The organism is Clostridioides sp. ES-S-0048-02 (assembly GCF_020658495.1).
GTDB lineage: Bacteria > Bacillota > Clostridia > Peptostreptococcales > Peptostreptococcaceae > Clostridioides.
Genome location: NZ_JACVWH010000001.1, coordinates 156,787 through 172,105 on the forward strand (window position 1 = coordinate 156,787; position 15,319 = coordinate 172,105).

General features: G+C 27.3%; 16 protein-coding genes. 14 read left to right on the forward strand and 2 right to left on the reverse strand.

Features of this window, described 5'->3' with window-relative positions; genetic code table 11:
• The first annotated feature begins 8 nt into the window (after positions 1 to 8).
• Both recN and IC173_RS00760 read left to right on the forward strand, forming a co-directional pair.
• On the forward strand, positions 9 to 1,688 hold the full coding sequence (recN, locus tag IC173_RS00755) for a DNA repair protein RecN (RefSeq protein ID WP_227434130.1): 1,680 nt from the start codon (positions 9 to 11) through the stop codon (positions 1,686 to 1,688).
• A gap of 214 nt (positions 1,689 to 1,902) precedes the next feature.
• Positions 1,903 to 2,769: a hypothetical protein gene (locus IC173_RS00760; protein WP_227482206.1), complete on the forward strand. Its 867-nt coding sequence runs from the start codon at positions 1,903 to 1,905 to the stop codon at positions 2,767 to 2,769.
• Positions 2,770 to 2,848: 79 nt separating this feature from the next.
• Here the strand turns inward: IC173_RS00760 and IC173_RS00765 are convergent, their stop codons facing one another.
• Both IC173_RS00765 and IC173_RS00770 read right to left on the reverse strand, forming a co-directional pair.
• Positions 2,849 to 3,340, reverse strand: coding sequence for a GNAT family N-acetyltransferase (locus tag IC173_RS00765; RefSeq protein WP_227855024.1), 492 nt, complete (start codon positions 3,338 to 3,340; stop codon positions 2,849 to 2,851).
• A 60-nt stretch (positions 3,341 to 3,400) separates the two neighbouring features.
• A complete protein-coding gene (locus IC173_RS00770) occupies positions 3,401 to 3,841 on the reverse strand; it encodes a GNAT family N-acetyltransferase (RefSeq protein ID WP_227434133.1) in 441 nt (146 codons plus the stop codon).
• Positions 3,842 to 4,001: 160 nt separating this feature from the next.
• Between IC173_RS00770 and IC173_RS00775 the strand changes: the two genes are divergently transcribed.
• The 12 genes from IC173_RS00775 (at position 4,002) to IC173_RS00830 (ending at position 15,305) form a co-directional block, all read left to right on the forward strand.
• Positions 4,002 to 5,063 carry a SpoIVB peptidase S55 domain-containing protein gene (locus IC173_RS00775; RefSeq protein ID WP_227855025.1) on the forward strand — a complete coding sequence of 354 codons (1,062 nt, stop codon included), beginning with the start codon at positions 4,002 to 4,004 and terminating at the stop codon, positions 5,061 to 5,063.
• 141 nt (positions 5,064 to 5,204) lie between these two features.
• Complete coding sequence (spo0A, locus tag IC173_RS00780; RefSeq protein WP_003424711.1) at positions 5,205 to 6,029, forward strand: sporulation transcription factor Spo0A; 825 nt, start codon at positions 5,205 to 5,207, stop codon at positions 6,027 to 6,029.
• A gap of 408 nt (positions 6,030 to 6,437) precedes the next feature.
• On the forward strand, positions 6,438 to 7,559 hold the full coding sequence (gene steA, locus IC173_RS00785) for a putative cytokinetic ring protein SteA (protein ID WP_227434135.1): 1,122 nt from the start codon (positions 6,438 to 6,440) through the stop codon (positions 7,557 to 7,559).
• Between the two features lie 17 nt (positions 7,560 to 7,576).
• A complete protein-coding gene (locus tag IC173_RS00790) occupies positions 7,577 to 8,452 on the forward strand; it encodes a copper transporter (RefSeq protein WP_227434136.1) in 876 nt (291 codons plus the stop codon).
• 23 nt (positions 8,453 to 8,475) lie between these two features.
• On the forward strand, positions 8,476 to 9,168 hold the full coding sequence (locus tag IC173_RS00795; RefSeq protein WP_227855026.1) for a glycosyltransferase family 2 protein: 693 nt from the start codon (positions 8,476 to 8,478) through the stop codon (positions 9,166 to 9,168).
• 7 nt (positions 9,169 to 9,175) lie between these two features.
• On the forward strand, positions 9,176 to 10,000 hold the full coding sequence (locus IC173_RS00800) for a glycosyl transferase (RefSeq protein WP_227434138.1): 825 nt from the start codon (positions 9,176 to 9,178) through the stop codon (positions 9,998 to 10,000).
• A gap of 4 nt (positions 10,001 to 10,004) precedes the next feature.
• Positions 10,005 to 11,072, forward strand: a complete 1,068-nt coding sequence (locus tag IC173_RS00805; protein ID WP_227434139.1) for a DUF3866 family protein — start codon at positions 10,005 to 10,007, stop codon at positions 11,070 to 11,072.
• 1 nt (position 11,073) lies between these two features.
• The gene (locus IC173_RS00810) at positions 11,074 to 11,610 is read left to right on the forward strand and encodes an NUDIX hydrolase (protein WP_227434140.1); all 537 of its coding nucleotides are present in this window, start codon (positions 11,074 to 11,076) and stop codon (positions 11,608 to 11,610) included.
• Between the two features lie 68 nt (positions 11,611 to 11,678).
• Complete coding sequence (locus tag IC173_RS00815; protein WP_227434141.1) at positions 11,679 to 12,284, forward strand: stage II sporulation protein M; 606 nt, start codon at positions 11,679 to 11,681, stop codon at positions 12,282 to 12,284.
• Positions 12,285 to 12,295: 11 nt separating this feature from the next.
• A complete protein-coding gene (locus IC173_RS00820; protein WP_227831233.1) occupies positions 12,296 to 13,210 on the forward strand; it encodes a tyrosine-type recombinase/integrase in 915 nt (304 codons plus the stop codon).
• A 41-nt stretch (positions 13,211 to 13,251) separates the two neighbouring features.
• Complete coding sequence (locus IC173_RS00825) at positions 13,252 to 14,424, forward strand: phosphopentomutase (protein ID WP_227855027.1); 1,173 nt, start codon at positions 13,252 to 13,254, stop codon at positions 14,422 to 14,424.
• Between the two features lie 68 nt (positions 14,425 to 14,492).
• Positions 14,493 to 15,305 (forward strand): purine-nucleoside phosphorylase, encoded by an 813-nt coding sequence (locus IC173_RS00830; protein ID WP_227434144.1) that lies wholly within the window; start codon positions 14,493 to 14,495, stop codon positions 15,303 to 15,305.
• Positions 15,306 to 15,319: the final 14 nt, after the last annotated feature.

The following is a 15,319-nucleotide window of genomic DNA, read 5'->3' on the forward strand; positions in this document are numbered from 1 at the left end:
GCTTAGACTTGATCCTCGAATTATATATGAAAAATTGTGCCTTAGTTGAAGAACTAAGGCTGGGTATTGATAAAAACTTAAATATACTTACGGGAGAAACTGGTTCAGGAAAATCTATAATAATAGATGCGCTTGGACTTTGTCTAGGTGAGAAATATGACAGGTCTTTTCTAAGAAAAGGTACAGATAAGGGACTTGTTGAAGCTATATTTTTCTCAGATAACGTGTATCTAAAAAAGATATTAGATGAAAATGATATAAGTATAGAAGATGACAATTTATTGGTTATAACTAGATTGATATATTCAGATGGGAAAAGTACTGCTAGAGTAAATGGAAGGACTGTTAAAGTATCTTTTCTAAAGGAAATTGCATCTACACTTATAGATATACATGGTCAACATCAAAATCAAGCTTTATTCAATAAGGATACACACTTAAAATTTTTAGACTTATTTGGAGAAAATGAACTAGATAAGTTTAAAGATGATTATAGAAAAATTTATTACAAATACAGCGAAGTAAAGAGAGCTTTGAACTCTTTAACAGAAAATAAAGATGATATGCAGATTCAACGAGAAATAGATTTATTAAGGTTTCAAATAAATGAAATTGAGGCTGCAAATTTAAATAAAAATGAATATGAAGATTTATTAAAACAAAGAGATGTCTATAGAAATAGTGAAAAGATATATAATAATTTAAACTTAAGTTACAGTAAATTACATAATGGTGAATATAATGTTATTGACTTGATAGGTATTGCATCTAAAGAGCTTAATGATATATCTAAATATGACAGTGTTTTAAGTGAATATAGTGAAACTATAGAAAGAATAATGTATGAACTACAAGATATATCTAGTGATATAAGAAATTACAAAGATAATATAGATTTTGAACCTTATGAATTAGAACAGATTGAACTTAGAATTGATGAGATTAATAACTTAAGAAGAAAATATGGAGATAGTATAGAAGCTATATTTGAATATTATGAAAAGACAAAAGATAGACTAGATGAGATATTAAATAGAGATGAAAGAGTTGAACAATTAAAAAATCAATTAATAAAAATAGAAGAAGAGCTAAAAGTAAAAGCTAGCAAACTGACTAAAGCAAGAAATAAAGTGGCAATTCAATTAGAGGAAGTACTTCTTGATGAATTAAAGAGTCTAAATATGAAAAATGTAATGTTCAAAGTCAATTTTGAAGAAAGTTCATTTACTTTAAATGGAATAGATGATATTGAATTTATGATATCTTTTAATTTAGGAGAAGATATCAAACCTATATATAAAGTTGCATCAGGTGGTGAAATGTCTAGATTTATGTTGGCATTTAAGACTATATTAGCTGATATAGATGATATAGATACTTTAGTATTTGATGAAATAGATACAGGGATAAGTGGCATAGCTGCACAAATTGTTGGTGAGAAATTGAGTGATATAGCAAAGAAAAAACAAATAATATGTATAACTCATTTACCTCAAATTGCTGCAAATGCAGATACCCATTATTGTATAGAAAAAGATACTTCAAATAATAGAACATTTACAAATGTTAAGAAATTAAATCAATCTCAAAGAAAAAATGAAATTGCAAGACTTATAGCAGGTAATAATATAACAGAAAAAACTATAGAACATGCAAGCGAAATTATTGAAATGGCTAAAAAGTGTTAGTGAAAGAGCTTATTTTAAATAGATGTAGAGAATATTTAATCTAGATACTTTACATCTATTTTTTATGATGAAAATATTTTAAAATATTTTATCTGGATATCAAAAATAAATAAAAATTATAATTTAAATAAATCTTGTATAGACTTGTAACTGTAAAAATTTTAAGTTTTTGAGTATAATATTATGTATTAAAGTAGTAGTGGGGGGGTATTAAATGAATAAAAAAAATACTATGTACTTAATTTTTATAATCATAGTTATTATAGTATTAGGGTATATTTTATTAACTATTAATAGTATCAAGAATAATCTTGACACTTCTAATGATAAATTAGATTATTTATCACAAGAAATTATGAATACTAAGTCAGATATTAGCAATATAATTAATGAAGAAATGTCAAAAAGTTATATAACAAAAAGTATTGATTTAAAAGTTAAAAAATTAGAAAAAGACGAATGTGTAATTGATGTAGATACACAATTGAGCAAACTTGGCAAGGATGGAAAAGTAATCTTTATGTATAAAGCAGATAGTGATAAATGGAATGAGATTGAGATGACAAAGCATGGGGAATTATCATATACTTGTGAAATAAAAATAACTACAGGTAGTGAATATGATTATAAAGTAGTTACAAGTGGTACAATATCTGAAAGTTCAGATGTTCAAAAATTGACTAAGTCTGATTATATGCCTGAACCACCTGTATTTAATTATGGAATAAGGGACAATAAGGAATACTTTATTGAAATATTGGAAAACAGCAATTTATTTAATCATGAAAGTGAAAAATCAAAAAATAAAGTTTATGATGATATAAAGTTAGAAAATGTAGATATTATTGTAAATGAAGGTAAAGGTGATACTGTATATAAAGCTAAGTCTGCTAAATTATCAAATGGTAGTAAAGATGATAATATAGATAGAGAGCAAGTAAATTATGAGGCTAATTTTCCTAAAAAGGATATTAATGATATAATTTATATCAAAGCAAAGCTTACATACAATAATGGAATAGAATATATAAAAGATATAACTGAAGATATAAGTGTTGGTTTGGAAGATTTAGAGAAATAAATATATTTAAAATAATTTAATCAATAAAATAGAGTATAAATAAAACATCTATAATTTTATTTATACTCTATTTTTTTATTTATAATTTTAGCTCCATATATCTAGCCCCTTCAATTGGATTATAAGTATAAGGATTTATATCATAAAAACCAATTTTTTCGTATAAACCTTGAGCGCTTTTCATGCTTGGAAGAGTGTCTAGTCTCATATATGTATATCCAATCTTTTTGGCTTCTTTTACGATTTCTTCTAATAATATTTTTCCTATTTTAAGTCCTCTAAATTTATCTCTTACATATAACCTTTTTAATTCACATACATCATCTTCAAGTTTTTTTAATGCAACACAACCTGCTAAATTTTCATCAACAAATGCTAGTATTAATGAGCCTGAAGGTTTTTTATACTTTCCTGGAAGTGTTTTTAATTCATTATTAAAGTCCTGGAAACACAAATCTATATTCAATGAATTTGAGTATTCAGTGAATAAAATCTTTACATTTTCAAGATTTTCTAAATCATTTTCTTCAACAAATTTTAAAATTACATTTTGAGTCATTTTATTTATCATTATATAAATATATTTATATAATGATTTCACCTCCTTGATAGATATATATTTTTATTAATATCAATTAGATTTTAATACCATGACTTTTTCTCCACCATAGTCAAGTTCTCCATTAAACTCAAATCCAAAGCTTTTGTAAAGTCCAATAGCCATTTTGTTGTTATCGAATATACTAAGGTATAACTCATTGCAATTATATTCATTTTTAAGATGATTTATAAGGAAATCTAAGGATGCTTTTCCATATCCTTTACCTTGATACTTTGAGTCAATCATGAATCTATCAAGCCAAACTCTGTCATCTTCTAGGCGACCGTACATAGCAAATCCTATCAGTATATTGTCATCATATATTCCAACAGGTATCCAAGCTGTTATAAACTTAGACTCAGCAATAGAAAGTGCATTGCTTTCTATATAATCTAATTGATTCTTATCTACAGACAAATTAACTAAATCATGCCAATTATTTATATCTGCAATTCTTACATTTAATTTCAAAATATTACCGCCCTTCAAACTTTTTACCACAATATAATACTACCATATTATAGGATAAAAAGCACTTAGTAAGATATACAACGAGGTTTTTAAATGAATAAATTTTTACGAAAAAGGAATTATAAATACATAATAATACAGCATAGGAGTAGATGAATATATGAACAAAATAAATAAGAATTTCAAAAATATTTGGATAATATTAGGAGCTGTATCGATTTTTATGATGGTTATAATTTTTCAAAATAAAAATTGTAATACGAATAAGGAGACCCCAATAGAAACTTTTACAATTAAGAATCATGATAAAAAATATGTATATCCACTTGGAAATATAATTGGAGTGAAAGCAAATACAGATGGTGTATTGGTTTTAGGATATGAGGAAGAGGATGTAGATTATATTGGAGGCATACAGGTTGGCGACAATATAGTAAAAATAGATAATAAAAAAATAAAAGATAGTCAGGATGTATCAAAGATTTTAAATGAAGCTAAAAAAAGTAAAGTAGAAGTGACTTTTGAAAGAAAAAATAAATATAAAACAGAGACAATAGAAACTAAAAAAGAAAATGGTAATTATAAACTTGGATTATGGGTGAGAGATAAGATATCTGGAATTGGAACTATGACTTTTTATGACCCTAATATGGAAAAATTTAAAGCAATTGGTCATGCTATAAAAGATTCGGACACTAATGAACTATTAAAGATTAAGCAAGGGTATATATATAAACCAGAAAAACTAAAAATATTAAAAGCTAGTAATGAAAAAGTAGGCAGAATAAAAGGTGATTTTAATGATAGTAATCTGATGGGAAATTTTTCGAATAACTCAAAATTAGGTATAAGTGGTAATATTACAGAAAAACAAAATAAAGAATTTAATTTAGCAAATAAAGAATTACAATTAATCGAAGTTGGAAGACCTCAAGATGTAAAAATAGGGGATGCAATAATTCTTTTTGAAGACAAAAACAAAAATATAACAAGCTATGATATAAAAATAGAAAGTATAGTATATGATAAAGGAAATTATAGAGATATGGTAATAAAAGTTGTAGATGATAAGTTATTGGAATACACAGGGGGGATTGTACAAGGGATGAGTGGGGCTCCAATAATACAAAATAATAAAATTATTGGTGCAATAACTCATGTTTTTAGAGATAATCCGAAAAAAGGATATGGTATTTTTATAGATGAAATGATAAAATTGTAGGTGAGGCATTAAAAAAATTTATTATTTTATCACTTATCTAGGAGGAATATAATTTTGAAGTGTCGAATATGCTTTAGAGTAGATAATTAGGAACAATTTGTGTAAAAAGTTTAGTTTTCTGTAATAAGAAGATGTTTTTTAATGGGGGGATTTTTAGTGGAAAAAATCAAAATAGTTTTAGCAGACGACAATAAGGATTTTTGTCAGGTATTAAAAGAGTATTTGTCTAATGAGGATGATATCGATATATTAGGCATAGCTAAAGATGGGATTGAAGCATTAGATTTAGTAAAAAAGACACAACCAGATTTATTAATATTAGACGTAATAATGCCACATCTGGATGGATTAGGTGTAATTGAAAAATTAAATACTATGGATATACCTAAAATGCCAAAAATAATAGTACTATCAGCAGTAGGTCAAGATAAGATAACTCAAAGCGCAATAAATCTAGGAGCAGATTACTACATAGTAAAGCCGTTTGATTTTGTTGTGTTTATAAACAGAATTAGAGAACTAGTTTCTAATAGAGTTACTCAAGTAGAGCCAAAGCCTAGACCAGTTCAAGAAACTCAAATGACAAGAAGTGATTTCGTTAAAAATGTAGGTAATATAGAAACAGAAATCACAAATATAATACACGAAATAGGAGTACCAGCTCATATAAAAGGGTATTTATATCTAAGAGAAGCTATAAAAATGGTCATTGATAATGTTGAACTTTTAGGTGCAGTAACAAAAGAGTTATATCCAAGTATAGCTAAAAAATTCAATACAACACCAAGTAGAGTTGAGAGAGCAATAAGACATGCCATAGAAGTTGCATGGAGTAGAGGCAAAGTTGACACAATAAATCAATTATTTGGATATACGGTACACAATACTAAAGGAAAACCAACTAATTCAGAATTTATAGCAATGATTGCTGATAAATTAAGATTAGAACATAGTATGGTTAAATAAATAGACAGAAAAAGTAAGACCTTTTAATGAAGGTATTGGCAATAAATATGCATTACAAACAGCAAAACGGTATAACCAATAGGGTTATACCGTTTTGCTGTTTTAATATATAATAAAAGCTTTATTTTTTCTTTATTATTTATTTAATATAATTTTATTATAATATGGCCATATTATGTACCTTTGTCAGTTGTAGATTAATGTTGATTTGTTTTTTAATATAAAAATATACTTTAACAAGTCGAAACATTAATTTTTAAAGTATATTACAAAAAGTATTAAATAAAAAAATCATAAAATATAGTGTTATAATGATTAAAGATGTAAGACCAACTTAAAACATTTATTTTATTCTTAAGTAATGCTATAATATAATGTGATTTTAATAATGATAGTGGAGGTTTAAAAATGAGAGTCGAGGCCCCTATAAAAGTAGATCGAAAAACTAAAAAGCTTGCTAAAAGAGTTGAAAGTGGGGAAATAGCAGTTATAAATCATATAGACATAGATGAAGTTGCTGCAAACTCTTTGGTAGAAGCCAAAATAAAACTTGTCATAAATGCGGCTCCTTCTATAAGTGGTAGATATCCTAATAAAGGTCCAGGAATATTGACTGAGAATAATATCTTAATAATTGATAATATTGGAGAAGAATTATTTGAAGAATTAAAAGAAGGACAGACTATAGAAGTTATAGATGGAAAGATATATAGAGAAGGAGAATTTTTAGGTGCAGGTGAAGTTTTAGATAAGTATGAAGTTTCGTATCAAATAAAGGCTGCTTATGAAAACTTAGCCGTAGAATTAGATAGATTTATAGACAATACTATAGATTATGCTAAAAAAGAAAAAGGATTTATACTTGGTGAAGTAGAAATTCCAAAAGTACAAACTAATTATGCAAATAAGCATGTATTAATAGTTGTAAGAGGTCAGGACTATAAAGAGGATTTAAGTACAATGCTTTCATACATAGAAGAGGTAAAACCTGTTCTAGTTGGTGTTGATGGAGGCGCAGATGCTTTAATTGAGTTTGGATATACTCCAGATGTAATTGTGGGAGATATGGATAGTGTAAGCGATGAAGCTTTAAAAAAAGCTAGTGAAATAGTAGTACATGCTTATACAGATGGTAGAGCACCAGGTCTTAAGAGAGTTCAAGAACTAGGTTTGGATGCAGTTGTATTTCCTGCACCAGGAACTAGTGAAGATATAGCTATGCTTATTGCGTATGAGTATAAAGCAGAGTTAATAGTAGCAGTGGGTACACATTCAAATATGATTGATTTCCTTGAAAAAGGAAGAAAGGGAATGGCAAGTACTTTTTTAGTTAGACTAAAGATAGGTTCTAAGCTTATAGATGCTAAAGGAGTTAACTTGTTATATAGAAGTAAGCTAAAGATAAAGTACATATGGGCGTTAATAGCAACAGCATTATTTCCTGTGTTGGTAGTTGCATCATTGTCACCAGGAGTTCAACAATTTATACAGTTAATGCAATTGAAATTTAAGGTATTATTACAGATGTAAATTTTAGGAGGATAAATATGCATATTAATATGAAATATTATATAGTCACTATTGGGGCTATATTTATAGCTTTGGGTATAGGCATGTTAGTAGGATTTAATTTAAATAATAATCAACAATTAAGCGAGCAGCAAGCAAATATAATAAATGACTTGGATGATAAATTTAATATTTTAAAAGAAAAAAATGATAAACTTGATGTAGATTTAGCAAAGGTAAATAAAGATTATGAAGAAGCAATTAATTTTATAAATAAAAATGTGGACAAGGTTTTAATTGGTTCATTAAGTGGAAAAAGTATAGGAATAATATCAGCTAATGAAAATGATGATTATACAAAAAATATAGAAGATATAATAAACAAATCTAATGGTAGTGTTGCATTTAACATAGTGTTAAAAGAAAATATAACAAATCCAGAAAAATTAAAAGAAATCTCAAGTAAATTAGGTACAGAAATTAAAAATACAAATGATGCAGTTAATTATATAATTGATACCTTGAAAAAGGAAGATGCAAGTGACATTTTGACATATCTTCAAGAACTAGATGTAATAAAATTTAACTCTATTGGTGACACATATCTAAAATATGAATCTGTTGTAATAGCTGGTGGAAATGATGCAAAAGATAATACAAAACAATTTGACAAAATAGAAAAATTTGTAGTTTCAAAAATAAAATCAGAAAATAAATATTTAGTAGAAGTTCAAAATACAGGAGTTAAAACTTCTTATGTAGAATTATATTCTAAAAATAAAGTTGCAACTATAGATAATATTGATGAAGGTGTAGGAAGTGTATCTCTAGCTATGCTTTTACAACAAGGTAATATAGTTGGTAATTTTGGTAGATTAGATACTGCAACTTCATTGTTGCCATCTATAAAATAGAAATAATTTTAAGGAGAGAAAAAATGGATTCTTATATAAGTATAATAATACCAGCTTATAATGAAGAAAGTAGAATAAACTATACATTAGAAAGTATAGTTGGAATTAAAGAAATAAATGAAATAGTAGTTGTAGATGATGGTTCAACAGATAATACTGCTAAGGTTGTATCTGAATTAAAGAATGAAAAAATTAAATTTTTTAAGTTAGATAAAAACAGAGGTAAAGGATATGCTTTAAACTATGGGCTTAAAGTATCAATGAAAAGCGCAAATATTATAGGATTTTTGGATGGAGATCTAGGTAGTTCGGCTAAAGAAATTGAAAAATTAATTGTACCAATATTAAATGGTGAAGCTGATGTTACTATAGCAAAGTTTCCTCCTGCAAAGAAAAAAGGAGGTCTGGGATTTGTAAAAGGTTTAGCTAAAAATTCTGTTTTTGAGATGACAGGAGTTGAACTAGATGCAACTCTGTCAGGTCAAAGAATATTTAAAAGAGAAGTTTTAGAAAAATTTGATGAAATACCTTTTGGATATGGTGTTGAAGTTGGAATGACGATTGATATACTAAAGTATGGTTTTAAAATTAAAGAAGTATTAGTAAACATGACTCATAATGAAACTGGCAGAAATTTAAAAGGATTTATTCATAGAGGCAAGCAGTATTATCATATAAAAAAGGTTTTACGACAAAAAAAGAAAGAATGGAGGTAGTATCTTAGTGAAAGATTATATACTTTATACCATTTTATTATTAACAGGATTATTTGGAACCTATGCTGCAATACCACTATTTAAAAATTTATTGATAAATGGAAATATACTTAGACCAAACTACAAAAAAGATATGATACCAGTAAGTATGGGAATTGTATTTTTACCTATGCTTGTGATTAATGGAATAATACTTGCATTTTTTACTACAGAATATAGAGATTTAGCATATATATTTATGTTTATGTTTGGTATGATATCCATGTTTTTTGCAGGAATACTAGACGATATTATTGGAAATAGAAATGTAAGTGGTCTAAAAGGTCACTTTAAAAGTTTATTTAAAGGAAGTCTTACAACTGGAGGCTTTAAGGCGTTGTTTGGTGGATTTGTAGGACTTATAGTTTCTGTGTCTATATCAAAAGACATAATAGATATAATAGTAAATACATTAATAATAGCTCTATCAACCAATTTAATGAATCTTTTAGATTTAAGACCAGGAAGAGCAATAAAAGCATATTTATTTATAATGGTGATTGTATTTTTAACATTGACAGGATTTGTTCAAGTTCTTCCACTGCTTATAGTTCCAAATGTACTTGCATACTTTAATTATGATTTAAAGGCAAGAGCAATGATGGGAGATACTGGTTCAAATGTTCTTGGAATGTCTATTGGAATTCTAATTTCTTTTGGATATCCATTTAATATCAGACTGGGATGGTTAATATTTGTAGTTATTATGCATATATTTACCGAAAAATACTCATTGACTAAAATAATAGAAAAAAATAAATTATTAAATTTTATAGATAAGTTGGGAAGGTAGCATTATGATAAGCAAAAGAGTGGGGATTGTTGAGTCAATTGTAAGTCAAACTGAAACGTTGGATGATATAAGAGTAAATATAAATGGAGAAATACAAAGAGCATACAATTATCCAAAACTGTCTGGAGTAGTAGATATAGGGGATGAAGTAGTTTTAAATACAACAGCAGTAGAACTAAGTCTAGGAACTGGTGGATACCATTTTGTAATAACTAATTTAAACAATTTGGAATCTAGTTTAATTGAAGGTGGTCATATAATGAAACTTAGATATACACCACTTCAAATAAAGGTAGACGCTGTTGAGGAACAAGAAAGCATTTATCATGATAAATTTGATGATTTTACAGAGTTAGAAGGCCTTCCTGTTGTAGTAGGAACTCTTCATAGTATGTTAACTCCATTTGTAGCTTCATTTAAAAGAAATAACCCTAATAAGAAACTAGTATATATAATGACTGATGGAGCATCTCTTCCAATTTATTTAAGTAAAAATGTAGATACTTTAAAAGAAAAAAAATTAATAGATAGTACAATAACTATAGGAAATGCATTTGGGGGAGACTATGAGTGTATAAATATATACACTGCATTGATTACAGCAAAAGAAATATTAAAAGCAGATGTAGTATTTGTAAGTATGGGACCAGGAATTGCTGGTACAGGTACTAAATATGGATTTACAGGAATTGAACAAGGTCCAATTCTTGATGCTGTAATAAAGCTTGGAGGACAAGCAATAGCAATTCCAAGAATTAGTTTTGCTGACAAACGAGAAAGGCATCAAGGTATTTCACATCACAGTATGACTGTATTTGAAGAAATTGTAAATGTAAATATAGATATACCAATAACTATATATGATGATGAAAAATTAAAATTTATAAAAGAACAAGTTAAAACTAGTGGTTTAGATAAAAAGCATAATATAATTTATATAGATAATAATAAAACGAAAGAGGATTTAGACTATTTTAATCTAAAAGTAAAAAGTATGGGAAGAAATTATGAGCAAGATGAGGCATTTTTCAAAGCTGCAAGTACAGCAGCATATTACTTAATGGAGGTTTAAGATGGTATTAGAAGAAAAAACTATTAGTAGTGATAGAGTTTATACAGGTAAGGTAATTACTTTAAAGGTCGATACTGTTGAAATTCCAGGACAAGGATATCAAAAGAGGGAATTAGTAGAAGTTGGTGGTGCAGTAGGAATAGTTGCAATTACAGATGATAATAAAGTTGTATTAGTGAAGCAATTTAGAAAACCTATAGAAAAACCAATTTTTGAAATTCCAGCTGGTAAGCTAGAAAAAAATGAAAGTCCTAAAGAATGTGCTGAGAGGGAGCTAAAAGAAGAAACTGGTTATAGTGCAAAAAATATTAAGCTAATACATAAATTTTTCACTTCAGCAGGTTTTTCTAATGAGATAATGTTTGTATATTTGGCAACAGGTCTTACTCCAGGAGAAAATAATCTAGATGCAGATGAATTTTTAGATGTTTACGAAGTTGAACTTGAAGAAGCCTATAATATGGTATTAAAAAATGATGTTGAAGATGCAAAAACTTCTATTGGATTATTATTAGTAAAAGATATGTTTAAAAATTAATATTTATAAAAATGAATAACCCCTTGTCCTACAGCATATTATTTTATAAAGGACAAGGGGGAATAAAATTGAGAAAAACATATAGAAAAAATGATTTTAGAGAATTAAATAGACAAATAATTATTATAGGATTGTTGTTTATGATGTCTATTGTTATTGGGTCCTATATAAATAAAATATTACCAGGTTCTAATGATAATATATTAAACAATATAAATCCTGCTGTAGAGTATTATAATCTGAATATAAATGTAAAAGATACCGTTCTACAAAATTTAAAGTCAGATACAATCTTTATGGGCTCGATAGCTCTATTAAGTCTATTTGTAGTAACAATTCCAGCAGTATTAGTAATTTTTGTATTAAAGGGAATGTCAATTGGATATACAATAAATAGTTTTATATTGGCATTAAAATTTAAGAGTGCAAAAATGATTTTGATAATATTATTTAAAAATTTGATTATTATTCCATGTGCAATCATATTAACATTAATTAGTTTAAGCTATTTTAAAGAGATGGTTTATGAATTTAAAAAGAAAAATAGAAGAAATATGCAGTTTTTAATTAAGAGGTACATACTAAATATTATAATTATAATAGCACTATCATTGGGGTTGCAATTAATATTAAATACTGTAAGTATTGGTATTATTAAGTTCCTAGTTAAATAAAGGAGTTTATAATGGATATTATAGAGGGATATATAGATTACATAAAAGATAAAAAAAAATTATCAGAGAACACAGTGGCATCATACTTTATGGATATAAAAAAATATATGGAATATATAAATCAAAAAAGCATTAAACTAGTAGATATAGTAGAAAATGATATTATAAGTTATTTAATAAAGTTGGAAAAAGATAATGTATCAATAGCTACAATAGCAAGGATGATATCATCTATAAAATCTTTTCATGATTATTTATTTTTAAATCATGTATGTACAAATAATCCTGCAAAGGATATAAAAAAACCTAAGGTAAAAAAAGAAAATATAAATATACTTACAGAAGAAGAAATTGAAAGATTATTAAATTTTCCTAAGTTAACAACACCTAAATTAATTAGGGACAAGGCTATTTTTGAAGTATTATATGGTACAGGTATAAAAGTATCAGAGCTAGTAGATATGAATGTAGACGATGTTGACTTGGATATTGACTATATATATTGTAGTTCATGCTGTAAAAGCCAAAGAGTGATACCTCTTTGTGATATTACAAAACTTTATTTAGATAAATATTTAAAAGAAGCAAGACCTAAAATAGCTGTAGAAGGTGAAAAGTCATTATTTGTAAGTTCATTAGGACAAAGATTCACACGACAAGGTCTTTGGAAAGTTATAAAAAAATATTCTAATTTAGCTAATATAGATAAAAACATAAATCCTACAATGCTTAGACATTCATTTGCTATTCATCTTTTGAATGAAGGTGCTAACATTGCTGTTGTAAGTAAAATCTTAGGAAATGTTAATTTGTCTAGTTTACAAGTATATTTAAACCACATAGATAAAAACGTGAGAAGAGAAATAAAAGAAAAACATCCTAGAAATGATATTGATATAGAGTTACAAAAAGTAGAAGCTAAATAGACTCTATAGCAAATTTTATAATTTAAAAGGAGCATATTTATATGAGCAGAGTAATTTGGATTGTAATTGATAGTGTTGGAATAGGAGCATTACCTGATGCTGAAAATTTTGGAGACAGTAAGGATGTAAGTACTCTTGGAAATATATTTAAAGAATATCCAGAAATACAAATTCCTAATATGAGAAAATTAGGTATAGGAAATATAGATGGTGTAGATTTTTTTGAAGATGAAAAAGAGCCAATAGGATGCTTTGGAAAATGTAAGGAAATGTCTCAAGGAAAAGATACTACTACTGGTCACTGGGAAATGACTGGGATAATAGTTGATAAACCTTTTAAAACATTTGAACATGGATTTTCAAAAGAAATTATAGAAGAGTTTGAGAAAAAAACTGGAAGAAAAGTAGTAGGAAATAAGCCAGCTTCAGGGACTGTGATAATTGATGAATATGGAGAACATCAAATAAAAACTGGAGATGTAATAATATATACTTCAGCTGATAGTGTATTTCAAATAGCAGCTAATGAAGATGTGATTCCACTAGAAGAGTTGTATAGTATGTGTAAAATAGCTAGAGAAATAATGATGGGTGATAATGCAGTGGCTAGAGTAATTGCCAGACCATTTATAGGTAAAAAAACAGGTGAATTTGTTAGAACTTCAAATAGAAGAGATTATTCACTGGACCCATTTGAACCAACTGTACTTGATAATATAAAAGAATCAGGTCTTGAAGTATTAGCTGTTGGAAAAATAGAAGATATTTTTAATGGTAAAGGAATTACAGAAGCTATTCATACTAAAAGTAATATGGATGGAGTAGATGAAACTTTAAAATATATGAAACAAGATAATAAAGGCTTGATATATTCAAACCTTGTTGATTTTGATTCAAAATATGGTCATAGAAGAGACCCAGAAGGATATAAGAAAGCACTTGAAGAGTTTGATAATAGACTTCCTGAGATAATGAGCAATATGAGGGAAGATGATATTCTTATAATTAATGCAGACCATGGAAATGACCCAACATATAAAGGTACAGACCATACAAGAGAATATATTCCAGTAATGATTTATGGTAGTAAGATTAAAAAAGGATTTAATTTAGGAATAAAAGATACTTTTGCTGATATTGGAGCAACTGTTGCAGATATATTGGATGTAAAACTGCCTAAATATGGAACGAGTTTTAAAAAAGATTTATTTTAAATATTAAATAGAAGATAAATATATAAGCTAATAAAAATTATCTTAATAGAATGAATGGAGGGATTGGAATGTTTGAAAAGATAGAACAAAGTAGTAAATTTATAAATTCTAAAATTAATATAAAGCCTAAAGTTGGTTTAATATTAGGTTCTGGGCTTGGTGATTTAGCAAATGATATAGAAGATTCTGTCATAATTAAATATAGCGAAATTCCAAATTTCCCTGTTTCAACAGTAGAAGGACATGCTGGGCAACTTGTTATTGGAAAGCTTGCAGGAAAAGAAGTAATTGCTATGCAAGGAAGATTTCATTACTATGAAGGTTATTCTCAAAAAGAAGCCACTTTTCCAGTTAGAGTTATGAAAGCTCTTGGAGTCGAAATTATTGTAGTAACTAATGCTGCTGGTGGCGTAAATAAGCAATTTAAACCAGGGGATTTGATGATTATAAGAGACCATATAAATTTTAGTGGTAGTAATCCATTAGTAGGAAAAAATGATGATAGACTTGGAGATAGATTTCCAGATATGTCAGATGCATATTCATGTAAATATATAGATATAGTTAAAGAGTGTGCTAAAGAATACAATATAGATGTAAAAGAAGGTGTATATATGTTCTTTAGTGGACCCAATTATGAAACACCAGCAGAAGTAAGAATGGCTCAAATATTGGGGGCTGATGCAGTTGGAATGTCAACAGTTCCAGAAGTTATAGTAGCAGCACATTCTAATATTGATGTTATTGGTATATCTTGTATAACTAATATGGCTGCTGGTATCTTAAATCAACCATTAAGTCATGAAGAAGTTATACAAACTACTCAAAAAGTCAAATCAGAGTTTTTGAACTTAGTTAAGAGTACAGTTAAGAATTTATAGAGGATTTAAGTAAA